The following is a 23202-nucleotide window of genomic DNA, read 5'->3' on the forward strand; positions in this document are numbered from 1 at the left end:
GGAGCCTACGAGCCGTCAGCCGCGCTCGCGCGACCACCCCACCAGGGCCGGGACGCACCGCCGCGCGAAGTCGGCGTAGTCGTCGAGGGTGTTGTACGCGTGCGCCGACAGCCGGACGAACCCCTGCCCGCCGAAGGCGGTGAACGCGGCTTCGACGTCGAACGCGGCCAGGACGCGGTCGCGGACCGCGTTGCCCCCGCCGGGCCCGAGCCCCAGGCGCCCGGGCAGCCGCACGAGGCGGAAGGGGGTCGCCGGCATCCCCACGTCGACGCGGTGGTCCTCGCCGGTGAGCCCGGCGAAGGCGTCGGCGACCAGGCGGGCGCCCTCGGCCACGAGGGCCGCCGCGTCCTCGCGCACCACCTTCCAGCCGACCTCCCGCTCCACGGCGTCGAGGGCGTCGGGCGCGGCGAGCCAGCTGGTGAAGTCCAGGGTGCCCTGCTCGTCGAAGGAGGCCGGGAAGGGTTTGCCCGCGCCCCAGGAGTCGATGAGCGGGTGCAGCTGCCCGCGCACCGGGCCGCGGGCGACGAGGACCCCCGACCCCCGGGGCGCGCAGCCGAACTTGTGCAGGTTCCCGACCCACACGTCGCAGTCGACCCCGGCCAGCGGGTCGGCGAGCATCAGCGGGACGTGCGCGCCGTCGACGAGCACGGGGATCCCGCGCCCGCGCGCCGCGGCGCAGACGAGGTCGACGGGCAGGAACCGGCCCGTCGGGGAGGTCACGTGGTCGACGACGACCAGCACCGTCCGGTCGGAGAACTCCGCCGTGACGGCCGCCGCCGCCTCGGCCGGTCCCGCCGCCAGCGGGACGTGGGCCGTGCGGACGGTGCAGCCCCACCGGCGGGCGAACCGCTCGGCCCCGGCCGTCACCGCCCCGTAGCCGTGGTCGGTGACGACGACCTCCCCGCCGGGGTCGGCGCGCAGCGAGGAGAACACGACGCTGGCGCCCGCACTGGCGTTCGGCACGAGGGCCAGGTCGTCCGGCGAGACGCCCAGGTGCGGGGCGATGCGGGCGCGGGCCTGCGCGATGCGCTGCGGCACACCGACGAACCACTTGACCGGCGCGCCCTCCATGAGGGCGCGGTAGGCGGACTGGGCCTGCAGGGCCGCCGTCGGGACGGCGCCGAAGGAACCGTGGTTGAGGTGCCGGACGGACGGGTCGAGGGCCCAGGTGAGCGTCACCCGGCGCAGTCAACCAGCCCGCCGGGGCGCAGCGCGGGCGACCCGGGTCAGAGGCGGAGCAGGCCCGCGACCTCCAGGACGGCGGTGCCGGCCTCGTCGGAGGCGTCGAGGTCGACCTCGGCGACGATCCCCCAGTCCCGGTCCCCCGCGGGGTCCTCCAGGACCTGCCGGACGTACCAGCGCCGGGGCGAACCCTTGGCGTCGGGCCCGGACCCGTCGTCGACCTGCAGCAGGTGCGGGCCGCGGGCGTCGGGGCCGGTGCCGGTGCCGACGGTCTCGTGCTCCTCGTAGTAGGCGTCGAGCTGGTCGGCCCAGGTGTCCGCGTCGGGGGAACCGTCCAGGGCGGCCAGGGCCTCGGGGCGGTCCAGCGCGCACAGCTCCACGAACCGGAACACCGCGTTGCGGACCAGGACGCGGAAGGCGCGGGCGTTGGCGGTGACCGGCGGGGCCTCGTCCTCCTGCGGGGCGACGACGTTCTCGACGTCCTCCACGTCGACCCCGTCGCGCAGGGCCTCCCACTCGGCCAGCAGCGAGGAGTCGGTCTGGCGCACCACTTCCCCGAGCCACTCGACGAGGTCGGTGAGCTCCTCGGTGCGGGCGTCGTCGGGGACCGTCTGCTTGAGCGCCTTGTAGGCGTCGGACAGGTAGCGCAGGACCAGGCCCTCGGACCGGGCGAGCTGGTAGTGCGCGACGTAGTCGCCGAACGTCATGGCCCGCTCGTACATGTCCCGCACGACGGACTTGGGCCGCACCTCGTAGTCCCCGACCCACGGGTTCCCGGCGCGGTAGGTCTCGTAGGCGCGGCGCAGCTCCTCGGCGAGCGGCTGCGGCCACTCGACGTCCTCGAGGAGTTCCATGCGCTCCTCGTACTCGATGCCGTCGGCCTTCATGCGCTGCACCGCCTCGCCCTTGGCCTTCGAGCGCTGCGCGAGCAGCACCTTCATCGGCTCGTCGAGCGTCGACTCGATGACCGAGACGACGTCGAGGGCGTACGTCACCGACTCGGGGTCCAGGAGGTCGTCGACGACGGCGAGCGCGAACGGCGACAGCGGCTGGTTGAGGGCGAAGTCGAGCTGCAGGTCGGCGACGAGCCGGACCTGGCGGCCGTCGGGCAGCGGTTCGGGGAGCTTCTCGACGATGCCCGCGTCGAGCAGGGCGCGGAACAGCTCCACGGCCCGGCGGACGTGCTTGAGCTGGTTCTTGCGGGGTTCGTGGTTGTCCAGCAGCAGGTGCCGCATCGCCTCCACGGGGTTCCCGGGCCGCTGCAGGACGTTGAGCAGCATCGACGTGGTGACCCGGAAGTGGGAGGTGAGCTGCTCGGGTTCGCCGCCGACGAGCTTGTCCATGGTCTGCTCGGACCAGGACACGAAACCCTCCGGCGCCTTGACGCGCTGGACGCGCTTGAGCTTCTTCGGGTCGTCGCCGGCCCGGGCGACGCGGCGCGCGTTCTCCACCTCGTGCTCGGGGGCCTGCACGACGACGGTGCCGGCGGTGTCGAACCCGGCGCGGCCGGCGCGGCCGGCGATCTGGTGGAACTCCCGCACGCGGTAGTGCCGGTTGCGGCGGCCGTCGAACTTCGTCAGCCCCGCGAACAGCACGGTCCGGATCGGGACGTTGATGCCGACGCCGAGGGTGTCGGTGCCGCAGATGACCTTCAGCAGCCCCGCCTGGGCGAGGGTCTCCACGAGGCGGCGGTACTTCGGCAGCATCCCGGCGTGGTGGACGCCGACGCCCATCCGCAGCAGCCGGGACAGGACCTTGCCGAAACCGGCGGCGAACCGGAAACCGCCGATGGCCTCGGCGATCGCGTCGCGCTGCTCGCGGGTGGCGATCTTCGCGCTCGTGAGGGCCTGGGCCTGCTCCACGGCCGCGGCCTGGGTGGCGTGCACGACGTACACGGGGGCGCGGTCGGTGTGCAGGAGGTCCTCGACGGTCTCCTGCAACGGGGTCGTGGCGTAGGAGTAGTGCAGCGGGACGGGCCGCTCCACGGAGGTGACGAGGGCGGTGGCGCGGCCGGTGCGGCGGGTCAGGTCGTCGCGCAGCGCGGTGACGTCGCCGAGGGTCGCCGACATCAGCAGGAACTGCGCCTGCGGCAGCTCGATCAGCGGCACCTGCCACGCCCAGCCGCGGTCGGGGTCGGCGTAGAAGTGGAACTCGTCCATGACGACCTGGCCGACGTCGGCGAAGGCCCCCGAGCGCAGGGCGAGGTTGGCGAGGACCTCGGCGGTGCAGCAGACGATCGGCGCGCCGGGGTTCACGGACGCGTCGCCCGTCATCATCCCGACGTTGTGCGCCCCGAAGACCTCGATGAGGGCGAAGAACTTCTCGCTCACGAGCGCCTTGAGCGGGGCGGTGTAGAAGGACCGGATCCCGCCGGCGAGCGCCGCGGCGTGCGCCCCGGCGGCCACGAGCGACTTCCCGGACCCGGTGGGGGTGGCGAGGACGACGTTGGAGCCGGAGACGACCTCCAGGAGGGCCTCCTCCTGGGCGGGGTACAGCGTGATGCCGCGGGAGGCGACCCACGTCGTGAAGGCCTCCAGGACGGCGTCGGGGTCGTCGGCGGCGGCGCTGCCCGCGGTCGGCAGGAGGTCGGGGAGGGTGGGGTCGGTGATCGTCATGGCGCTCCCATGGTCCCACCGCCCCGGGCGGTCGGTGGTGGGTGCGGGCGGTCGTGGTGCGCGGGGCCCGTCCTGCGCCATGCTGGGGACCTGCTCCACGACCGTGACCCCGGAGGGGGTGAGCACCGTCACCGCTGACGACCGCCTGTCCCGGGAGCACCGCGCCCGCCGCCGGGCCGAGCTGGTCCGGGCCGACCTGGAGGCGCTGTGGGGGGACGGGCCACCGCCGGGTGCGGACCCCCAGCTGACGTCGCTGGTCGACGGCGTCGCCTTCGACGACGAGCACGGCCGGCGCAGCGGGCTGCTGGTCCAGGGGGACGCGCTGCCCTTCCACCTGCTGGTGCGGTTGCTGGTGACGAGCCCGGTCGGTGACGCCGTGCTCGGGGAGCTGTCGGCGGAGCTGCGGGCCCGCGTCGACCTGGCGGCGGCCGCGGTGGACCCGGGGGCCGCGGTGACGTGGGCCGCGACCCGGGGGCTGCCGCGGATGCCGTCGGGGGCCTTCGCGGTGCGCATGGACCTGCGGGTCGTCGACGTCGACGAGCGGGTCAGCGGGTTGCTGGGCCTGTCCGCCCGGCAGCGCCGGATGACGTGGGAGGAGGCGCTGGGCCCGGTGCACCCCGAGGACCGGGAGCGGCTGACCGGCGCGGCGCGCGAGTCGATCCGGCGGACCGGGTCGCTGAGCTCCCGGTTCCGCGTCGTGCACCCGGACGGGAGCGTGCACTGGCTCTCGACGGTCGGGCACGCCCTGGAGGGCGCGGACGGGGGGACCGACCAGGTCGTCGGGTTCACGATGCCCAGCCCGTGAGGGCCGCGCTCAGGTGGTGCTCAGGTGATGAGGCCGTCCTGGCGCGCGAGGGAGGCGGCCGCCGCGGAGGACCGGACCCCGTACTTGCGGCGGACCGCCGCCAGGTGCTGGGCGACGGTGTTGGCGGCCAGGCCGAGGCGCTCGGCGACGACGGAGCCGGGGCAGCCGTCGGCGACGAGCTGCAGGACCTCCTGCTCGCGGGCGGTGAGGGTGACGTCGGGGCGCCCCGGGGTGCGGCTGCGCTCGGCGTCCTCCAGGGCGCGGTAGCGGTCCTCGGCGACGAGGACGAACCGGTTGCCGGTCTCGTCCTCGACGATCACGCGGCGTTCACCCTCGGCGACGGTGCGCAGGACGTCGCCCCACCAGTCGGTCCGGACCCTGACGCTGTCGCCGTCCACGATCGCCACGTCGTCGCGCTCCATCTGCCGCTGCTCCCTCGGTCGCCTCGTCTCGACGAACGTCCACCTCGCGGCGGCGCCCCCGCCCGGACGCACCGGAGGGGTGGCCCAGGTGAGTGAGCCTTCACCGAGTTTCCCACACGGTGATCAGATTGCAACCCTCCGTCGAAAGTACTTCGCCACAGCCACCGTCAGGACCAGCGCCCCCCACGCCACCCACGGACCCACCTCGCGCCGGTACCCCAGCGTCAGCGCCTCCACGGCCGGGCTCATGCCGTCGACCAGGCCGGGCACGTACGCCAGCCCCAGCAGCGTCAGCCGCCCCGCCAGCACCCCCGTCAGCGCACCCGCGGCACCCCCGCCGCCCCCGGCACCCCCGGCACCCCCGGCGCGCGCGGCGGGCGGCGGGACGAGGACGAGCGCCAGCGGCCCCCACAGCAGCAGGTCGTACCAGGGCAGCTCGTACGCCGCCCCCAGCAGGTACCCCGCCGCCAGGACCGCCGTCACGCCCGCCGCGCGCTCCAGCTCCCCGCCGCGCACCAGCAGCGGCCACCACAGCACCGCCACCACGGCGACCACCAGGACCATCCCCGGCAGCAGCAGCCCGCGCGGCATCCCCGCCTCCACCAGCGGCCGCCACACCGTGGCCAGCGAGACGTAGCGGCTCGCCGTGCGCGTCTGGTCGTAGACGTGGGCACCGGCCCACGCGTGGGCGGGCACCAGGACGACCAGCGCGCCCGCCGCGCCGCGCAGCAGCCACCCGGGGGTGCACCGCCGCGCCGCGACGGCCGCCACCACGACCCCCACCGCCACCGCCCCGTAGGGCGCCTTCGTCCCCACCGCCACCGCCAGCGCCAGACCCGCCGCGACCGGGCGGTCCCGCGCCAGCAGCAGCACCGCGACCGCGGCCGCCCCCGCCAGGACGTCGGCGTGCGCGCCGCCCAGCCCCACCGTCAGCAGCAGCGGGTTCGCCGTCCACAGCACGTCGAACCGGGCCCGCGCCGCACCCTCCAGCCGGCGCCGGGCCAGCCACGCCACGAGCGCCCACGCCGCCAGCAGCAGGACCTGCCACGCCCACACCGTCGTGCGCACCGACGTCCCGCCCACCAGCGACGTCGCCGCCATGAGCAGCCCCCCGACCGGGCCGTACACCGACGTCGTCGACCGCCACGGGTCCCGGACGGCGGACGCGACGGGGTCGGTCCCGCCCGCGAAGGCGTCGGGGGCCTGGGCGTACGGGTCCCCGCCCAGCGCCGCGATCCGGCCGTAGGCGGCGTAGCTGAGGTGGTCGGCCGACCCCACGGGCGGCAGGGACGTCAGGACCAGCGCGCCGGCGGCGGCCAGCAGCAGGGCGCGGCGGGGACGCCAGCCGCGGCCCAGGGCCCGCAGCCCCGCGGCCAACGCCGCCCCGCCGGACAGGACCGCCACCGCCAGCAGGGCCGTGACCGTCGCCGACGACGGCGCCCGGCCCAGGTCGAACGAGCCGAACCCGGCCCCCAGGTCCGGCACGGCCGCCGAGGGCCCCAGCACCGCGACCACGGCCCAGCACAGCAGGCACGCGGCGGCGCAGGCGGTGGCCCAGCGCGCCGGGCGGACGGCGGGATCGGTCAAGGGCTCAGCGGGCGAGGCGGCGCAGCGCGTCCACGACCCGGCGGCGGCCCAGCGCGCGGGCCACGTCGCGGTACTGCGCGGCGCGGTGCAGCTGGGCGCGCAGGTCCTTGCCCGTCACCCGGTGGTGCAGGTCGCAGGGCACCTCCACGACGCGGAACCCCGCGCGCAGCAGGTCGATCGTCAGGGCCGTCTCCACGCCCCACCCCGGAGCCAGCGGCAGCGCGGCCTCGAACGCGGCCCGCGTCAGGCAGCGCATCCCCGACAGCGGCTGCTGCGGGGACCAGCCCGCCGCGGCGACCGTCCCGCGCCGGGCCAGGCCCACCACGAGCCCCCGCCCGCCACCCGCGGTGGCCTGCGGGGGCAGCACCGCGATCGTCATGTCGGCCTCACCGGCCAGCACGGGCACCGTCAGGGGCTCGGTCCGCACGGCGCTGTCGGCCAGGTCGGCGTCGACGAACAGCAGCGGCCGGGCCCGCACGCCCGGGCGCGGGAGGGCGCGCTCGCGCTCGGCCACGGCCCGCGCGCCGGTCCGCATCGCGGCGGCCTTGCCCCGGTTGCGGGCGTGGGCGACGACGAGGGCCCCGGCGTCGCGGGCGACCTTCGCCGTCAGGTCCGCCGAACCGTCGTCGACGACCACGACGACGTCCACGACGGGCAGCGAGGACACCGCCCGCACGGTCGCGGCGATGCGCTCCTGCTCGTCCTTGGCCGGGATCACGACCGCGACGGTCGGGGACGGGCGCAGCGCGGGCACGGCCGCGACGCTAGCGCAGCCGCAGTCCCAGGACCGTGACGTCGTCGTCCACCGCGGTGTCGGGGTCCCCCACCATGCGCCGCACGAGCGTCTCGACGACCTGCACCGGCTCCTCGCGGGCGCTCTCGCGGAAGTGCTCCAGCACCTCCTCCAGCCCCTGCGTCAGCGACCGCTCCCGCGTCTCGACGAGGCCGTCGGAGAACACGACGAGGGCGCTGCCGGGGGCCAGCCGCACGTCGAGGACGTCGGTGCGGGCGTCGCCGCCCACCCCGACCGGCAGCCCGGGCGGGACGTCGAGGTAGTGCGGGCCCCCGCTGCACGTCAGCGGGGGCAGGTGCCCGGCGCTGGCCGCCAGCAGGTGGCCGTCGCGGGACAGGACGCCGTAGAAGATCGTCACGAGGTCCTCCCCGCCGCCGGCCGCCGCGAGCGCGTCCAGCCCGCGCAGGACGGCCGCGGGGTGGGGGTCGACGAGGGCGAGGGTGCGGACCTGGGTGCGGACCTCGCCCATGACGGTCGCGGCCCGCGCGCCGCGGCCCATGACGTCGCCGAGCACGACGGCCACCCGGTCCACCCCGCCGGGGCCGGGCAGCGGGATGATCTCGGCCCAGTCGCCGCCGACCTCCACGCCCGCGCTCGTCGTGGCGACGCGGTGCGCGCTCAGCCACTCCACGGGCGGCAGCGGCCCGGGGCGCAGCGCCTCGGCCAGCACGGTCGCGGTGGCGCGCTGCTGCTGCAGCAGCTGCACCCGGTCCAGGGCGCCCGTGGCCTGCCGCGCGAACGTCAGGAGGAACTCGCGGTCCTCCTCGTCCTGGGCCTCGACCTCGGTGAAGCCCAGCGTGAGGGCCCCCAGCCACCGGGTCCGCGACGCCAGCGGCAGCACGGCCCACGACGTCTCCCCCTGCGCGGCGGCGGCCTCGAAGAAGGGCCGGACGGGGGCGGGCAGGGCCGCGACACCGGCCGGGCCCACGGGGAAGACGCCCCGCTCCCCGGCCACCGCGACGAGGTCGTCGGTGGACAGCTCGGGCAGGTCCAGGGACTCGCGGGTGCCGTCGCCGAGCATCCGGTGCAGCCGCAGCACCGGGTCGCCCTGGCCCTCGACGACCGCGAGCGTGCCGCGGACGGCCCCGGCCCCCTCCAGGCAGGCGTGCAGGACGGCGTCGAGGACCTGCGGGTACGTCGTCGCCGTCGCCAGGGCGGCCGTCAGGGCGTTCAGGGTCCGGGTGCGACGGCGGGCCCGGACGCGCTCGGTGACGTCGTCGAGCGAGCCGACCCACTCGACGACCTCGGAGGTGGGGTCGGTGGGGTCGGCCAGCACGGGCACGGCGACGGCGGAGATCCACCGCCAGCCCGTGGTGCCGCGCACGCGCACCCGGAAGCGGGCCGCGGACCGGTCGCGGACGGAGTCGTAGAAGGTCTCCAGGACGCCGGGGAGGTCGTCGGGGTGGACGTCGCGCTGCCACTCCTTGCCGGTGACCGAGGGCCGTCCCGTCAGCGCCGCCCAGCCCGGCATGGGGCTGGTGATCCCCACGCCCGGCGTCGCGGTGAAGACGTCGACGGAGCCCAGCTCGGCCAGGGTGCGGTAGCGGCGGGCCGAGCGGCGGGCCTCCTCCAGCAGCCGGGCCCGCTCGACGGCGAGGGCGCACTGCCCGGCGAGGGTGGCGGCGAAGACCTGCTCCTGCGCGTCGAGCGACCCCTCGCGGCCGAACCCGAAGCGCAGGACGCCGACGAGCCGGCCGCGCGCGACCAGCGGGTACATGGCCCAGGAGTGCTCGCCGAGGTCGAGGACGCTGGCGTTCAGCCCCTGCGCCGGGCCGCCGAAGCGGGCGGTCAGCTCGGCGCGGTCGCGCAGCAGCACCGGGGTGAGGGTCCGGGCGGCCTCGGCGCTGGGGGTGGCGGAGTCGAGCGGGACGTCCCGGCCGGTGCCGAGGCCGGCGAGGTCGTCCTCGTGGGGGACCTGCGGGACCAGGACGGTGCCGGTCTCGTCGAGCAGGGCGATGCCGCAGGTGCTGGTGCGCAGCACGTCGCGGCCGGTGCGCAGGACGGCGGTGACGGCGTCGCGCACGTCGAGGGCGGCGGCCAGTTCGGCGGCGGTCCGCTGCAGCAGGTCCAGGGGCAGGGCGCGCGGCGCGGACGTGGGGGTGTCCACGCAACTGCCTCCCGCTCGGTCCAGACCGGCTCGTCACCGGGTGGTGACCTGACGGTAGCCGACCGAGCGCGGGCAGTGCCTGGGCGCGGGCTGGGGGTGGGCCGTCCGGGTGACCCCGGCGCGCGGGGGCGTCAGGGCTGAGGCGTCAGTGGGGGTGGTGGCGCGTGGGACCGCCGAAGGAGGCCCACACGGTGCGGCTGAGGTCGGAGAGGTTCTCCACGACGCCCCACTCGTCCGCGAGGCCGGCGACGATGAGCAGCCCCCGGCCGCTGGTGTCCGAGTTGCCCGCCGTGCGGGCCGCCACGGCCCGGCCCGGGGAGCCGCCGTCGGTCACGGCGATCTCCACGTGCGGGGGCGCCTCGGGCGTCACCTCGCACTGGACGTGGATCGCGCCGTCGCCCAGCGGGCGGGCGTGCCGCACGGCGTTGCCGACGATCTCGGACAGCACGATCTCGATCTCGGCGGTGGCCATCTCGTCCAGGCCCGCCCCGTCGAGGACCGAGCGCACCACGTGCCTGGCCCGGGGGACGGACGCCGCGTCGTGCGCGAACGTCGCCCAGTGCGTGGCCGGCACCGGCCGGGCTCCCGTCGGCATCTTCAAGTCTTCCCCTCCAGCGCGCTGACGCTGCACCGGTACCCGGGGCCCCGGGAGGTCAAACCTGCGACCACCCGCACGGGCGAACCGCCCCGGCGGGACCCCGGGGCGGGGCCGGGTCAGCGGACGAAGGGCTCCTGACCGGACTCCGAGACCATGGCCCGGCCCGCCGCCGACCACGCCGACATCCCGCCGTCCACGTTCACCGCGTCGTACCCGTTGCGCTGCAGCCACTCGGCGGTGCGCCGCGAGCGCCCGCCCGAGCGGCACACGATGTGCAGCTCCCCCTGCGGCAGGTCCTGCAGCCGCTGCGGGACCTGACCCATCGGGATGTGCAGGGCCGAGGGGATGTGCCCGGCGGCCCACTCGTCGTCCTCGCGGACGTCGATGATCACCGCGTCCTCGGCGAGGTCGGTCACCGTCGTGGTGGGGACGCCGTCGACGTCGAAGGTGCGCGAGTCGCTCATGGGCCGAGCCTACGGCCGGGCGCGCCGCCGCGCGCCGCCCCGCCACCGCCGCCACCGCTCCTCCCCTCCCCCGACCTCGCGGTGATCGAGCACTTCGGTGATCAAGCACTTGTGGACAGGAGTGCTTGATCACCGAAGTGCTTGATCACCGGGGGTGGGTCGGGGGGTGGGGCGAGGGTGAGGGTTGGGCGGGGCGGGGTGGGTCAGGGGGTGAGCTCGGCGGGCAGCGCGCGGGCGTGCAGCACCACCATCGCGCTGACCGCGCGCGTCAGGCTCACGTACAGCCGCCGCAGGCCCGTCCGCTCGTCCGGTTCCCCCGCGACGATCGCGGCCGGTTCCACGACGACCACCCGGTCGAACTCCAGCCCCTTCACCAGGCCCGCCGGGACGAGCGAGACCCGCGGCTGCGTCTCCTGCGGGTCGTCGAGCCGGGAGAAGCCGACCCCGGCGGCGGTCAGGGCGGCGGCGGTCGCGTCGGCGTGCGCGGCCGCCACGACGACCCCGACCGACCCCTCCAGGTCCAGCAGCTGCCGCGTGACGTCCGCCGCCCGCGCGACGGGGTCGGCGACCTCGACGACCTCCAGCAGCCCCGGGTCCTCCCGGACCGACCTCGGCACCGTGAGGTCGGGGGCGATGCGCGGCAGCAGCCGCGCCGCGTAGTCGATGACGGCCGACGGCACGCGGAAGCCGCGGTCCAGGACCTCCAGGGACCCGTCGGGCTTGCCGAGGTGGGCGAGCACGTCCTCCCAGCTGCGCGCCGACCACGGCGTCGTCCCCTGCGCGATGTCGCCCAGGACCGTGGCCGCGCCCGTCGAGCAGCGGCGGCCGACCGCCCGCAGCTGCATGGCCGACAGGTCCTGCGCCTCGTCGAGCACGACGTGCGCGCGCGAGGGCGTGCGGTGCAGCTGGTCGGCGACCTCGTCGAGCAGCACGGCGTCGGCCGCGGTCCACTTCGCCGCCCCCGCCGTGCGCGGCGGCGCCGGCCACAGCAGCAGGTCCCGTTCGGCCCCGGTGAGCACGTCCTGCGAGCTGGCGGTGAGGAACTCCCGGTCCGACAGCAGCCGGAACAGCACCTTCGCCGCGTCCTGCGCGGGCATGAGCGCCTTGACGGCCCGCTTGACCTCCGCGCTGCGCGCGACCGCGTCCTGCACGACGTCGTCGGGCGAGTCCCCGGCCGCCTCCAGCAGCTGCAGCACGGCGTGCGCGAGGCGCTGCGGCAGGAGGTTGCGCGCCGCCTCGTAGCGGATCCCGCGCGTCGTGAGCTCGTCGAGGAGCTCGCGCACGAGGTACCCCGGGACCCGCCAGCGCCGCGACCCCCGGGTCACGACGACGGCCCCGGCCTCCAGCACCCGCGCCGGGTCCCCCACGGCCGACCACACGGCGCGGCGCAGGACCTCCGCCATCCGGCCGTCGCCCTTCAGAGTCGCCACGGCGGCGGGTTCCTCGGCGCGGACGCGCACCTCCTTGCGGCCGTCGGCGGCGACGGTGAGCAGCTCGGCGACGGTGCGCTGCTCGACCTCGACCTCGCCCAGGGCGGGCAGGACCGCGGAGATGTGCGTGAGGAAGGCGCGGTTGGGGCCGATGACGAGGACCCCCTGGCGCGTGAGGCGCTCGCGGTGCGCGTAGAGCAGCCACGCCGCGCGGTGCAGGCCGACGGCCGTCTTCCCCGTGCCGGGGGCGCCCTGCACGCACACCGTCGTCTGCGCGTCGGCGCGCACGAGGGCGTCCTGCTCGGGCTGGATGGTGGCGACGATGTCGCGCATGGGGCCCGACCGGGGCCGCTCGATCTCGCGGGCCAGGATGGCGCTGGCGGTGTCGGCCTCGTCGGCGTCGAGGAGGTGCTCGTCCTCGTAGGCCGTCAGCCGGCCCTCCTCCACGCCGAAGCGGCGCCGCAGCCGGACGCCCGCGCGGGCGTCGCGGGTGGCGCGGTAGAACCCGCGGGAGACGTCGGCGCGCCAGTCGACGACGACGGGGTCGCCCGCGGAGTCGGTGACGTGCCGGCGGCCGATGTGCAGGGACTCGCCGCCGTCGTGGTCGGTGCGGCCGAAGAACAGGGTGCTGGCCGGGTCGTCGACGAGGCTGGCCGCGCGGCGGTGCAGGGTCCAGGCCAGGGCCTCGTCGGCGAGGGCGTCCCCGCCGTCGGGGACCAGGGACAGGGTGTGCTCGCGCATCCGGGTCAGTTCGGCCCGGGCGCGGTCGAGGTGGGCCTGCTCGGCGGTCAGGACGGGGTCGGGTGCGGGCACGGTTCCTCCAGGGATCGGCGGTCGATTCTGCCGGAACCGCTGCACGACAACAACGTTGTGATCAGCGAGGGGTTCGCGGGAGGATGTCCGTGGTGGAACCCGGCGAGGCCGGTCCCCGCGAAACCCTCACCATAACCGGGGGGTTCGACCCCTGTCACCCGGGGCGCGGCGGCACCGGGGGAACCGCTCCCGAGGGCACCGCGTCGTACCTCCGTGACCGTTCGGAGGACCGTTCAGCGCAGCGCCCGCGCCGGCGCCGCCGCCCTCGCGGTGGCGGGGCTCGCGGTGCTCGGCGGGTGCGGCCAGCAACAGGCAGGAGGACCGGGGATGACGAGCAGCGCGAGCCCGTCGGGTTCGGCGTCGGCGGCCGCCGCGGGCGGTTCCCTCACGGTCGTCGTCGACGACGGCAGCGGGAACCGGCTGACCTGGCAGCTGTCGTGCTCGGCCGACGGCGTCGTCGGCGGGGACCACCCCGACGCGCAGAACGCGTGCGCGGCCCTCGCCGCGGCGAAGCGCCCGTGGGCGCCCGTCCCGAAGGACGCGGTCTGCACGATGATCTACGGCGGTCCCCAGACGGCCACCGTGAGGGGTTCCTGGGACGGGGTCGACGTCGACGCGTCCTTCGACCGCACCGACGGCTGCCAGATCGCCCGCTGGGACCGGATCGCCCCCCTGCTGCAGCCGGGGACTCCGGCCGGCCGTCGCGGGTCCGGAAGCGGTACGTAATGCATGCAACACGCTGAGTAGCCACAGCGGGATCTTTGGGGCAGTCTGTTCCTCGTTCGTCGAAAGAACGGCGAGGTCGACCCATCCGGGCAGTCCCCGGCGCCGAACACCCGACGTCCGATCACGACGGCGTGACGAGTGTCGCGTCGGGTTCCGGCGTCCAGCAGACGGCGCCCAGACTCCTAGGGCTGGCCCATGTTCAAGAAGTCCCTCCTCGTCGACATGATCAACCGCAGTTCCGAGACCCCCGCCGACCGCAGGAACTTCCTGCGCGGGATGGGGCTGCTGTCCGCCGGCGCCGTCGGCGCCGGCCTGGTCGGGGCCGCCACCGCCGCCCCGGCCAGCGCCGCCACCCCCAGCGAGGGCAGCGTGCTGAACTTCGCGCTGAACCTCGAGTACCTCGAAGCCGAGTTCTACTGCCACGCCGCGTACGGCCACGGGCTGGCCGAGGCGATGGCCACCGGGACCGGGACGCAGGGTGGCGTCACCGGCGGGCACCGGGTGCCCTTCAAGTCCAAGGCGATGCGCTACTACGCCGAGGAGATCGCCAACGACGAGATCGCGCACGTGAAGTTCCTGCGCTCGGCGCTGGGTTCGGCGGCCGTCTCCCGGCCGGCGATCGACCTCCAGGACTCCTTCACCGCGGCCGCCGTCGCGGCGGGCGTCATCGAGAAGGGCCAGCGGTTCGACCCGTTCGCCTCCGAGGCGTTCTTCCTGCTCGGCGCGTTCCTCTTCGAGGACGTCGGCGTCACGGCCTACAAGGGCGCCGCCCCGCTCATCTCCACCCCCGCCTACCTCGAAGCCGCCGCCGGGATCCTCGCCGTCGAGGCGTACCACTCCGGCATCGTGCGGACCCTGCTGTACGAGAACGGGTTGAGCGCCCCGACGAACCTCATCTCCGACGCCCGCGACGCCCTCGACGGGTCCGGCGCGGACAAGGACCAGGGCATCACCGTGGGGTCCGGTGGCCGCGCGAACCTCGTCGCCGCCGACGAGAACGCCATCGCGTACAGCCGTTCCCCGCAGGAGGTCCTGAACATCGTGTACCTGACCCCGGGTTCGGGCGTCACCAAGGGCGGGTTCTACCCGGCCGGCCTCAACGGCGAGATCGCCACCAGCTGAGATCCGAGGAGAACCCGATGAAGAAGTCCCTCACCGTCACCGCCGCCGTCGCCCTGCTCGTGGGCCTGGGCACCGCCGCGCCCGCCCAGGCCGCGCCGGGTTTCGCGTTCGACCAACGCATCTCCGGGGCCGACCGCTTCGCCACCGCCGTCGCCGCCTCGAAGCTGCTCGAACCCACCGACGGCTCGGCCACCGACGTCGTCGTCGTCAACGGCTACGCCACCGTCGACGGGCTCACGGCCTCCTACCTCGCGGGGCTGAGGTCGGCGCCGATCCTCTACACCGACACCGGTTCCGTCCCGGCCGTCACGGCCGCGGAGATCGACCGCCTCGGCGCGGACGACGTGTGGATCGTCGGCGGCACGAACCGGGTCCCGCAGGCCCAGCAGGACGCGTGGGCCGCGGCCGGCAAGACGGTGCACCGCATCGCCGGCGCCGACCGGTACGAGACCGCGGCGCTGGTCGCCGAGGCCGACGACTCCGGGGACGCCCCGGAGCAGGTGTTCATCGCCTCGGGCACGGGGACCGCCGACGCCCTGGCCGCCGGGCCGGTCGCGTGGGCGCGGAACTACCCGATCCTGCTCACCGACCCGGCGTCGGTGCCCGCCGCCACGGCCGCCGCCCTCGGGGAGCTGGGGACGACGAACCGCGTGGTCCTCGGCGGTTCCATCACGGACGCGGTCTACGGCCAGCTCGGCGGGACCGAGCGCATCGCCGGGGCGAGCCGCCAGGAGACGGCCGCGAAGGTCGCCGACGACGCGATCGCGAACGAGAACTTCGACCCGCAGAGCGTGGCGCTCGTCGGCGGGACGGACGCCACCGCCGTCGACGCCCTCGCCGCGGCCCCCGTGGCCGGCAGCCAGGGCGTGCCGCTGCTGTTCACCGGTTTCGACGGCGGGGTGGGCGAGGGCACCTCGGCGTACCTGACCGCGCACCGGGCGGACTACGCCGGCACCGGCTGGGTGTTCGGCGGGGAGCCGTCGGTGTCGCAGGCGACGGCCGACGCCGCCTCCGCCCTGGCCCGGTAGCCCCGGGGCTCAGGGGTACTGCCGCGGGGGCCGGGGACGAGGGGTCCCCGGCCCCCGCGGTCAGGCGGCGTGCGCGCCCCCGCGTCGGCGGGCGCGGTGCTCGGCCAGGTGCACGACGGGGGCGTGCCGCTCCCGCTCGGCGCGCGCCGCCGCCAGCACGGCCCGCGACGCGTCGCCGAACCGGGCCCCGCGCGGGGCGACGAGCAGTTCCTGCCCGTCCCTGCCCTCGCGCGCGGCCCGCCCACCGGCGGTCAGCAGCACGAGCGCCACGGCGCCCACCACCCCGACGATCCCCACCACGACGTCCACCTGGTCCCCCGATCCCGCTGCTGCCCGCCGACCCCACGAGCCGACCCCCCGAGCATCGGCCTGGGGGCTGTGCGCGCGCATCGTGCCGGGGGTGGAAGCGCCAGGTCCTCCCGGGGGAGGAGTCTCAGCCGTGGGACTGCTCCCGGGCGAGGACGCCGAGGTCGGGGGCGTCGGTGAACAGGCCGTCGATGCCGGTCCCGAACAGCTGCCGGGCGTAGTCGAGCACCCGCCCCCACGCCGCGGGGTCGTCGCCGAGGCGGAACTCCTCGGGCAGGAACTGGTTCTCCGGCCGCAGCGTGTACGGGACGACCTGCAGCCCGGCGGCGTGGGCGTCCGCGACCAGACCGGTCGTCACCTGGGCCAGGGACGGGCCGATCTGGTCGACGTGGCGGGCCAGGTCGCACAGCGCGGACGGGGTGAGCAGGTCGGCGTACTGCCGCGGGTCGCCGGCGGCGACGAGGTCGGCGGGCGCTCCCTCGGCGGAGGTGAGGAACACGGTCGGCGTGCGCAACCCGTACGTCGTCCGCAGCGTCACCAGGTTCGTCAGCTCGAAGGACTGCACGACGACGGGAGCGGCGGCGGAGTTCAGGCGGTGCTCGTCCAGGGCGTCCACGACGGCGGCCTCGACGTCGAACCCGAGGGAGCGGAAGTACGTCGAGTGCTTGATCTCGGGGACGATCCCGATGGTCCGGCCCAGCTCCTTCGACAGCCGGCGGCGGGTCTGGAGCGCCTCCCGGAAGGTCGGGACCGGCCAGAGCCCGTCGAACACCGTGTTGTGCGGGCGCAGCTCGGGGAGGCGTTCCACCGCGCGCAGGGTGCGCAGCTCGGCGTACGTGAAGTCCTCGGTGAACCAGCCCGTGTACTCGACGCCGTCGATGGTCTTGGTGGTCCGGCGGCCGGCGAACCCGGGGCGGTCGGCGACGTCGGTCGTGCCGGAGATCTCCGGTTCGTGGCGGCAGACGAGGACCCCGTCCTTCGTGGGCACGAGGTCGGGCTCGATGACGTCGGCGCCCAGGCGGGCGGCCAGCTCCCACGACGCGACGGTGTGCTCGGGGCGGTAGGCGCAGGCACCGCGGTGGCCGACGACGAACGGCGTCGGCCAGCCGTGGCCGGGGGCGGCCGAGGCGGCCCCGGCGGTCAGCGGGACCGCGGCGAGGCCGCCGAGGACGGCGGTCGCGGTCAGCAGGGTGCGGCGGGAGGGACGGAGGTCGGCGCTGCTCTCGGTCATCCCGGCAGTGAACCGCTCCTCAGCCCGCCCAGGGCGACGGCACAGCGAACTCCGGGGGAACTCACTTCAGCAGCCGGGACAGCCGCCGGTCCGCCAGGGGCTTGCCACCGGTCTGGCACGTCGCGCAGTACTGCGTGGACCGGTCGGCGAAGGACACCTCGCGCACGACGTCCCCGCACTCCGGGCAGGGCTGGCCGGTGCGGCCGTGCACCCGCATCCCGGTGCGCTTGGCGTCCTTGAGGTCCTTCGCGGGCCGTCCGCCCGCGGCCGCGACGGCGTCGCGCAGGGTCGTGCGCAGCGCCGCGTACAACCGCTCGACGTCGGCGGGGGGCAGTTTCCCGGACGGGGCGTACGGCGACAGCTTCGCGACGTGCAGGACCTCGTCGGAGTAGGCGTTGCCGACACCGGCCAGGACCGACTGGTCGCGCAGCAGCCCCTTGACCTGCTGCCGCGACCCCGCGAGCAGCGCCGTGAACGCGGCGAGGTCGAAGGAGTCGTCGAGGGGGTCGGGGCCGAGCGAGGCGATGCCGGGGACGTCGCGGACGTCGCGGACGACGTGCACGGCGAGCCGCTTCTGCGTCCCGGCCTCGGTGAGGTCGAAACCGGGCGGGGCCGTCGGGTCCTCGTCGTCCTCGGGGGCCAGCCGCACCCGCAGGGCGACGGGGTTCTTCCCGCCGGGCCGCAGCGGCGCCCTGGGCAGCGCGTCGGACCAGCGCAGCCAGCCGGCGCGGGACAGGTGGACCGCCAGGTGCAGGCCGCCGACGTCGAGGTCGAGCCACTTCCCGCGCCGCCGGACCCCCTCGACCAGCAGCCCGTGCAGGGCCGTGGGCGGCGGGTCGTACGTCTTGAGGACGTTGAGGGCGCCGACCTCGACGGCGGCGACGACGCGACCGACCGCGTGCTCGCGCAGGAACGCGGCGAGCCCTTCGACCTCGGGGAGCTCCGGCACGCCCCCAGTCTGGGGCAGCGGGTGACCGGCAACCACTTGTTCGGGCCGCCGAACGCGATTGCTGGGGTTTTCGCGGTCACCCCCCGCCGTGGTCGCATGGGGCGACCTACCCGGAGAGGAACCCGTGGATCTCGCCGTCCTGGCTGCCAGCTTCCTGCCGATCCTGCTGCTGGAGCTGCCCGACAAGACCTTCGTCGCCACCCTCGTGCTCGCGACGCGCTTCAGGCCGCTGACCGCCTGGACCGGCGTGGGGCTGGCCTTCGCCGTGCAGTGCCTCATCGCGGTCGTCGCGGGCCGGTTGCTGGCCCAGCTGCCGGACCGTCCCGTCGCCGCCGTCGCGGCGCTGCTGTTCGCGATCGGCGCGTTCACGCTCTTCCGGGGGGCCGCGAAGGCGAAGCAGGCCGAGGAGGAGGCCCTGGCCGAGTACGAGGGCAAGGTGCGCGGCGGGGCGTCGGGCTGGCGCGGGGTGGCGGCCTGCTTCGGGGTCGTCTTCCTGGCCGAGTGGGGCGACCTGTCGCAGCTGTTCACCGCCGGGCTCGCGGCCCGCTACGACGACCCGGTCTCGGTGTTCGCCGGTGCGTGGGCGGCGCTGCTGGTCGTCTCCGGGCTGGCCGCGGTGGCCGGCGCGACGATCGTGCGCAAGCTCAGCGTGGCGGCGGTGAGCCGGGCCGGGGGCGTCGTGTGCGCCGTCCTGGCGCTGCTGACGGCCCTGGAGGTGGCGGGTCTGGACCTGCCGGTGTGAGACCCCGGGACGTGGGGGCCCCTCACCGGTGCGGACAACCAGCGGGTCGAGTGATTGACTGTGCGTCACGCCGTGATGACAGTGCTCACACGGACAGGGACTGGGCAGCCGTGGAGAAACCGCGGGTGGGGGCGAGCTGGGGAGGTCGAGGACCGGTGTTCCACGTGGTCCTCCCCCCGAGCCCACGGTCGGTCGGCGTCGCCCGCTGGCTCATCACCGAGTGGTGCGCGCCGTGGGTGGCGGCCGAGGAGGTCCCCGAGGACACCGTCGAGGCCGCGCTGCTGCTGGCCAGCGAGGTCGTGACGAACGCCGTCGTCCACGGCGACGGCATGGTGCAGCTGCACGTCCACCGCGTCGACGGGTCGGCCCTGCGCGTGGAGGTCTCCGACGACGGCGGCGGGATGCCCCTCATCGGCGCCCAGCGCGCCGACGCCGAGAGCGGCCGCGGCATGGCCATGGTGGAGCTGCTGTCCAGCCGCTGGGGCACCGACCTCGCCGTCGGGCCGACGGGCAAGACCGTCTGGTTCGAGCTCGCCACGGCCTGACCGGGCGCCGCCTCAGGGGGCTCGGTGCCCGTAGGCGTCCGGCAGCGAGGGCCAGCGCGCAGCGGCCCACGCGGACCACGTCGCATGCGGGTGCGGGGCCGCGGGCAGGGGCGCACCGCTCAGCTCCCCGGCGGTCGGCTCCTGGAAGCGGCGGCGCCAGTCGAGCAGCTCCTCGGGGCTCATGGCGAAGGCCTGCTCCGGGGTACGGGCCGAACGCCGCCGGACCCGGGCCCGTTGCGTCTCGTGGTCCACGGGCAGGTACTCGACGCGGCAGTCGGCCCCCACCGCGGCGAACAGCCAGCGCAGGGCGGTGCGCTCGTCCCGGCCCCACAGGCCGAAGTCGACGACGACGTCCAGCCCCCGCTCGGCGGCCCGCAACGCCGTCCACAGCAACCGGCCCTCCAGGACGTCCCGCCGGCCCTCGGGCTGGGTGCTGCCGAACAGGGGGATCATCCACTCGTCGGGGGTCAGCCGCAGCGCCCCCCGCTGCTCCTCCAGCTCGCGGGCGCGGGTGGTCTTGCCCGCCCCCGGCAGGCCCACCATCAGGATCGCTGTCGCGCGGCCCACGCCCACTCCCCTCGCTGCGCCGGTCGGTGCCCGGACGCCAGGTTCCCTCAACCGCACGGGCAGCACCCGGCCGGCACCGTGAGCCGTCCGCGACCGTCGTCAGCGCGCGGGGAACGGGGCGAGGTCCCTGCCCCACTGCTCGGCGGCCGCGAGCAGGTCGGCCCAGCCCAGGCTGAGCGGAACGCCGCACCCGCGCCCGCCGGGCCTGCGCGCCACAGCCTCCGCGGACAGGTGCACGCGCAGCACCGTCCGCTCACCCGCCACCGCCGCCACGCTGAAGGCGAGGTTCGGCTCGGTGAAGGCCGGCAGGTCCTCGTCGCCGGGATCCTCAGCCGGCTCGACCCGCCCAGCGGCGACGGCGCGCAGCCACTCCCCCAGCTCCCCCGCCTCCCACGTGGTCAGGCTCGGGTCGTCGAACGTCCACGACTCCCCGCCCGCGGTGCGCACCTCCCCGCGCACGACGAGCCAGTTGGCGTCCCAGTCGCCGGGAGCGTCGAGGTCCGGGTACTGGTAGCCGCCGGGGCGCAGCGCGAAGGTCGCGCCGTCGGTGGAGGTGAGCTGCACCCGGGCAGTGTCCCGCGCCCGCCTCCGGAACCCGGTCCCTCGCCGATCCGACGTCAAGCGCCGGTGTTCCCCAGCAGGCGTTGCACGGCGCGGCGGAGCCCGGGCAGGTCCTGGGTGACGGTGGCGGCGACGAGGGAGTGGGTGGAGGGGGTACCTCCCGCGCGAAGCGTGGGGGAGCGAAGTAGCGGTGGGCGAGGTGGTCGCGCATCCGGGCGATCTCCGACCACGGCAGGTCCGGCTCGTCGGCCAGCACCTGGTCCGGTACGGCTTTGACGGCCTCGCCGATCTCGATCAGCCGAACACGGACGGCTGGGGGCACCTCCCGCTCGCGGGGGACGAAGACGAGACCGTCCGACAGGTCGCCGCGGCGGGTGTGGGCCTCGATGGCGTCCAGGGCAGCCAGCACGTCCAACAGGCGCTGGTGGGCGTGCCGGCTCACAGGGCCACCAGGTCCGCTTCGACGCTCGCGCGGACCTCGGGTTTGAGCCCGTCCTCGGGGACCAGGTCGACAGGGGCGTCGAGGAGGTCTTCGAGTTCACGGCGGAGGCGCCCGAGGGCGAACAACCCTGTCCCGGCCGGAAGGTCCACGAGCAGGTCCACGTCGGAGCCGGCGCGTTCGGTACCGCGGGCGGTGCTGCCGAAGACGCGGACGTGGTGCACGCCGTGGGCGGCGGCGACGGCTTTGACCCTGCGTCGGTGCCGGCGCAGGCGCTGCCCCAGGGGCCCGGACAGCGGGGCGGTGGGCGGGGCGTCGACGGCGACCAACGAGGCGTCGAGCACGTGTCCGCTGGCGCGCAGCAGGTGCAGCAACGTCGGCAGGGAGGGCTGCCGGTGGCCGGACTCGTAGGCGCTGATGACGCTCTGGGTCACTCCGGCGCGCTGACCCAGCTGAGCTTGGGTGAGCCCGGCGCGTCGGCGGGCCTCCCGCAGCAGCGCATCGGCGGAGTCGACGACCGGCATGACGACAAAATAGCGGATCGTCGATGTACGGGGAGGACCGTCCCCGCCCCTCAGACCGTCGCGTCCCGGTGCGCCGCCCAGGCCGGCACGAACTGCACGACGGCGAACGCCGTCAGGACCGCCAGCGGCACCGTCCAGCCGCCCGTGAGCGCGTGCAGGGCCCCGAAGGCGATGGGCCCGACGGCCGCGAGGGCGTACCCGAGGGCCTGCGCCATGCCCGACAGCGCGGCCGCCCCGGGACCGTCCGCGGCGCGCGCCGAGACGGCCGCCAGCGCCAGCACGACGGACCCGCCGCCGCCGAGACCGGCGAGCACGACCGCGGCGTGGGCCGCCGCGGGGGCCGCCAGCAGCAGCCCGATGCCCGCCACCGACAAGGCGGTCGAGCCGATCGCCGCGGCCCGCGCGCGCGGCACGGACCGGCCCGCGACCGCGGGCGCCACGAGGGAGCCGACGACCCCGGCGACCTGCAGGACCGACAGCAGGACCCCGGCGCTCGTGGGGTCCACGCCGGAGCGGTCGCGCGCGATGGTGGCCAGCCAGGACAGCAGGACGTAGAACAGCAGCGACTGCGAGCCCGTGAAGGCCGTCACGGCCCACGCCAGGGGTGAGCGCCACGGCGTGGGGGCGTGCCCGCGGGCGGCGGCCGCGCGGTGGTCGCGCAGCAGCGGCAGCCACAGGAGGGCGGCGAGCAGCGCGGGCGCGGCCCACACGGCCAGCGCCGTCCGCCAGCCGCCCGCGACGACGGTGGCCAGGGGCACGGCGACACCGGAGGCCAGGCTCCCGACGACCTGCATGAGGACGACGTAGGTGCTGGTCAGGAGGGCGATGCGGCCGGGGAACTCGGTGCGCACGAGGGCGGGCACGAGGACGTTGGCGACGGCGATGGCGACGCCGACGACGGCGGTGCCGGCGAAGAGGGGGACGACGCCGGGGACCCAGCGCAGCAGGGCGCCGGCGCCCAGCAGGAGCAGCGCGAGGACGAGGGCGGGTCGCTGGCCGATGCGCCCGGCGACCTTCGGCACGACCAGGGAGCTGGCGGCGAAGGCCAGCAGCGGCAGGGAGGTCAGCGCGCCGGCGGCCGCGGCGGACAGGTGCAGGTCGGCGGTGACCAGGGGCAGGACGGAGCCGACGCCGGTCAGGGGGGCGCGCATGGCGCAGCCGACCAGGACGAGGCCGAGCAGCAGCAGGAGGGCGGTGGTGCGGCGGGTCACGGGGGGAGGGGGCCGGTCAGCGGGTGCGGGCGGCCCGGGCCTCGCGGCGCAGGTAGACGAGGCCGAGGACGGGCAGGACGAGGGGGACGTACCCGTAGCCGCTGCCGTAGCGGGACCAGACGGCGGCGTCGGGGAAGGCGGCGGGGTCGGTGAGGCTGAGGGTGCCGACGGCGAGGACGCCGACGAGCTCGACGGTGCACGCCACCCACGCGACGCGCCGCCAGCGCTCGCCGGAGCGCCCGAGCCCGACGGTCGCCAGGACGTAGACGACGCCGGCGAACGCGGACAGCAGGTACGCGACGGGGGCCACGTGGAACTCGGTGGCGATCTGGACGGCGGCGCGGGAGACGGCCGCCACCGCGAAGACCGCGTAGAGGGCCACGAGGACCCGGCCGAGCCCGGTGGTGCGGCGCTCCTGAGCCAACTGGACCTTCC

23 protein-coding genes and 1 pseudogene are annotated in these 23202 nt (G+C 75.9%); 6 read left to right on the forward strand and 18 right to left on the reverse strand.

Annotated elements, in window-relative coordinates:
* Nucleotides 1–15: 15 nt before the first annotated feature.
* Together BJ968_RS10310 and BJ968_RS10315 are read right to left on the reverse strand one after the other, a co-directional pair.
* Nucleotides 16–1179, reverse strand: coding sequence for an aminotransferase class V-fold PLP-dependent enzyme (locus BJ968_RS10310; RefSeq protein ID WP_343077944.1), 1164 nt, complete (start codon nucleotides 1177–1179; stop codon nucleotides 16–18).
* A gap of 47 nt (nucleotides 1180–1226) precedes the next feature.
* Nucleotides 1227–3797 (reverse strand): DEAD/DEAH box helicase, encoded by a 2571-nt coding sequence (locus BJ968_RS10315; protein ID WP_246314099.1) that lies wholly within the window; start codon nucleotides 3795–3797, stop codon nucleotides 1227–1229.
* A 118-nt stretch (nucleotides 3798–3915) separates the two neighbouring features.
* Here BJ968_RS10315 and BJ968_RS26550 point away from each other — a divergent pair, with 118 nt between their 5' ends.
* The gene (locus tag BJ968_RS26550) at nucleotides 3916–4602 is read left to right on the forward strand and encodes a PAS domain-containing protein (protein WP_179751520.1); all 687 of its coding nucleotides are present in this window, start codon (nucleotides 3916–3918) and stop codon (nucleotides 4600–4602) included.
* Between the two features lie 20 nt (nucleotides 4603–4622).
* On the opposite strand, the gene BJ968_RS10325 is transcribed toward BJ968_RS26550, so the two are convergent.
* The 7 genes from BJ968_RS10325 to BJ968_RS10355 all read right to left on the reverse strand — a co-directional run bounded on the left by BJ968_RS10325 (nucleotide 4623) and on the right by BJ968_RS10355 (nucleotide 12816).
* Nucleotides 4623–5024 carry a response regulator transcription factor gene (locus BJ968_RS10325; RefSeq protein WP_179751522.1) on the reverse strand — a complete coding sequence of 134 codons (402 nt, stop codon included), beginning with the start codon at nucleotides 5022–5024 and terminating at the stop codon, nucleotides 4623–4625.
* 123 nt (nucleotides 5025–5147) lie between these two features.
* A complete protein-coding gene (locus tag BJ968_RS10330; protein WP_179751524.1) occupies nucleotides 5148–6611 on the reverse strand; it encodes an MptA/MptB family glycosyltransferase in 1464 nt (487 codons plus the stop codon).
* Between the two features lie 4 nt (nucleotides 6612–6615).
* Entirely contained in the window at nucleotides 6616–7365 is a 750-nt protein-coding gene (locus tag BJ968_RS10335; RefSeq protein ID WP_179751526.1) for a glycosyltransferase, read from the reverse strand.
* Between the two features lie 10 nt (nucleotides 7366–7375).
* Nucleotides 7376–9511 carry a SpoIIE family protein phosphatase gene (locus BJ968_RS10340; RefSeq protein WP_179751528.1) on the reverse strand — a complete coding sequence of 712 codons (2136 nt, stop codon included), beginning with the start codon at nucleotides 9509–9511 and terminating at the stop codon, nucleotides 7376–7378.
* Between the two features lie 145 nt (nucleotides 9512–9656).
* Nucleotides 9657–10106 (reverse strand): ATP-binding protein, encoded by a 450-nt coding sequence (locus tag BJ968_RS10345; protein WP_246315101.1) that lies wholly within the window; start codon nucleotides 10104–10106, stop codon nucleotides 9657–9659.
* Between the two features lie 119 nt (nucleotides 10107–10225).
* Complete coding sequence (locus BJ968_RS10350; protein ID WP_179751533.1) at nucleotides 10226–10573, reverse strand: rhodanese-like domain-containing protein; 348 nt, start codon at nucleotides 10571–10573, stop codon at nucleotides 10226–10228.
* 203 nt (nucleotides 10574–10776) lie between these two features.
* The gene (locus tag BJ968_RS10355) at nucleotides 10777–12816 is read right to left on the reverse strand and encodes a helicase domain-containing protein (RefSeq protein ID WP_179751535.1); all 2040 of its coding nucleotides are present in this window, start codon (nucleotides 12814–12816) and stop codon (nucleotides 10777–10779) included.
* Between the two features lie 327 nt (nucleotides 12817–13143).
* Here BJ968_RS10355 and BJ968_RS10360 point away from each other — a divergent pair, with 327 nt between their 5' ends.
* From BJ968_RS10360 to BJ968_RS10370, 3 genes are all read left to right on the forward strand, one after another.
* Nucleotides 13144–13542: an SSI family serine proteinase inhibitor gene (locus tag BJ968_RS10360; RefSeq protein ID WP_179751537.1), complete on the forward strand. Its 399-nt coding sequence runs from the start codon at nucleotides 13144–13146 to the stop codon at nucleotides 13540–13542.
* Between the two features lie 195 nt (nucleotides 13543–13737).
* The gene (locus BJ968_RS10365) at nucleotides 13738–14664 is read left to right on the forward strand and encodes a ferritin-like domain-containing protein (RefSeq protein WP_179751539.1); all 927 of its coding nucleotides are present in this window, start codon (nucleotides 13738–13740) and stop codon (nucleotides 14662–14664) included.
* A 17-nt stretch (nucleotides 14665–14681) separates the two neighbouring features.
* Nucleotides 14682–15692, forward strand: coding sequence for a cell wall-binding repeat-containing protein (locus BJ968_RS10370; protein WP_179751541.1), 1011 nt, complete (start codon nucleotides 14682–14684; stop codon nucleotides 15690–15692).
* Nucleotides 15693–15752: 60 nt separating this feature from the next.
* On the opposite strand, the gene BJ968_RS10375 is transcribed toward BJ968_RS10370, so the two are convergent.
* The 3 genes from BJ968_RS10375 to BJ968_RS10385 form a co-directional block, all read right to left on the reverse strand.
* Nucleotides 15753–16001: a hypothetical protein gene (locus tag BJ968_RS10375; RefSeq protein WP_179751543.1), complete on the reverse strand. Its 249-nt coding sequence runs from the start codon at nucleotides 15999–16001 to the stop codon at nucleotides 15753–15755.
* Between the two features lie 124 nt (nucleotides 16002–16125).
* On the reverse strand, nucleotides 16126–17229 hold the full coding sequence (locus BJ968_RS10380; RefSeq protein ID WP_179751545.1) for a glycerophosphodiester phosphodiesterase family protein: 1104 nt from the start codon (nucleotides 17227–17229) through the stop codon (nucleotides 16126–16128).
* Between the two features lie 61 nt (nucleotides 17230–17290).
* Nucleotides 17291–18178 carry an Fpg/Nei family DNA glycosylase gene (locus BJ968_RS10385; protein ID WP_179751547.1) on the reverse strand — a complete coding sequence of 296 codons (888 nt, stop codon included), beginning with the start codon at nucleotides 18176–18178 and terminating at the stop codon, nucleotides 17291–17293.
* A gap of 124 nt (nucleotides 18179–18302) precedes the next feature.
* On the opposite strand from BJ968_RS10385, the gene BJ968_RS10390 reads away from it, so the two are divergent.
* Together BJ968_RS10390 and BJ968_RS10395 are read left to right on the forward strand one after the other, a co-directional pair.
* Nucleotides 18303–18920 (forward strand): TMEM165/GDT1 family protein, encoded by a 618-nt coding sequence (locus BJ968_RS10390; protein WP_179751549.1) that lies wholly within the window; start codon nucleotides 18303–18305, stop codon nucleotides 18918–18920.
* A 164-nt stretch (nucleotides 18921–19084) separates the two neighbouring features.
* Complete coding sequence (locus BJ968_RS10395) at nucleotides 19085–19465, forward strand: ATP-binding protein (RefSeq protein WP_179751551.1); 381 nt, start codon at nucleotides 19085–19087, stop codon at nucleotides 19463–19465.
* 12 nt (nucleotides 19466–19477) lie between these two features.
* Here the strand turns inward: BJ968_RS10395 and BJ968_RS10400 are convergent, their stop codons facing one another.
* The 6 genes and pseudogenes from BJ968_RS10400 to BJ968_RS10425 form a co-directional block, all read right to left on the reverse strand.
* On the reverse strand, nucleotides 19478–20032 hold the full coding sequence (locus BJ968_RS10400; RefSeq protein ID WP_218884980.1) for an AAA family ATPase: 555 nt from the start codon (nucleotides 20030–20032) through the stop codon (nucleotides 19478–19480).
* 99 nt (nucleotides 20033–20131) lie between these two features.
* Nucleotides 20132–20596: a WapI family immunity protein gene (locus BJ968_RS10405; RefSeq protein WP_179751553.1), complete on the reverse strand. Its 465-nt coding sequence runs from the start codon at nucleotides 20594–20596 to the stop codon at nucleotides 20132–20134.
* A gap of 238 nt (nucleotides 20597–20834) precedes the next feature.
* Nucleotides 20835–21035, reverse strand: a pseudogene (locus BJ968_RS26555) (ribonuclease HepT family protein); the annotation flags it as partial.
* A complete protein-coding gene (locus BJ968_RS10415) occupies nucleotides 21032–21556 on the reverse strand; it encodes a helix-turn-helix domain-containing protein (RefSeq protein WP_179751555.1) in 525 nt (174 codons plus the stop codon). The pseudogene BJ968_RS26555 and the gene BJ968_RS10415, both read right to left, overlap by 4 nt.
* Before the next feature lie 50 nt (nucleotides 21557–21606).
* Nucleotides 21607–22767 carry an MFS transporter gene (locus BJ968_RS10420; protein WP_179751557.1) on the reverse strand — a complete coding sequence of 387 codons (1161 nt, stop codon included), beginning with the start codon at nucleotides 22765–22767 and terminating at the stop codon, nucleotides 21607–21609.
* A 16-nt stretch (nucleotides 22768–22783) separates the two neighbouring features.
* A complete protein-coding gene (locus tag BJ968_RS10425) occupies nucleotides 22784–23191 on the reverse strand; it encodes a hypothetical protein (protein WP_179751560.1) in 408 nt (135 codons plus the stop codon).
* Nucleotides 23192–23202: the final 11 nt, after the last annotated feature.

This window comes from Kineococcus aurantiacus (genome assembly GCF_013409345.1).
Classification (GTDB): Bacteria; Actinomycetota; Actinomycetes; order Actinomycetales; family Kineococcaceae; genus Kineococcus; species Kineococcus aurantiacus.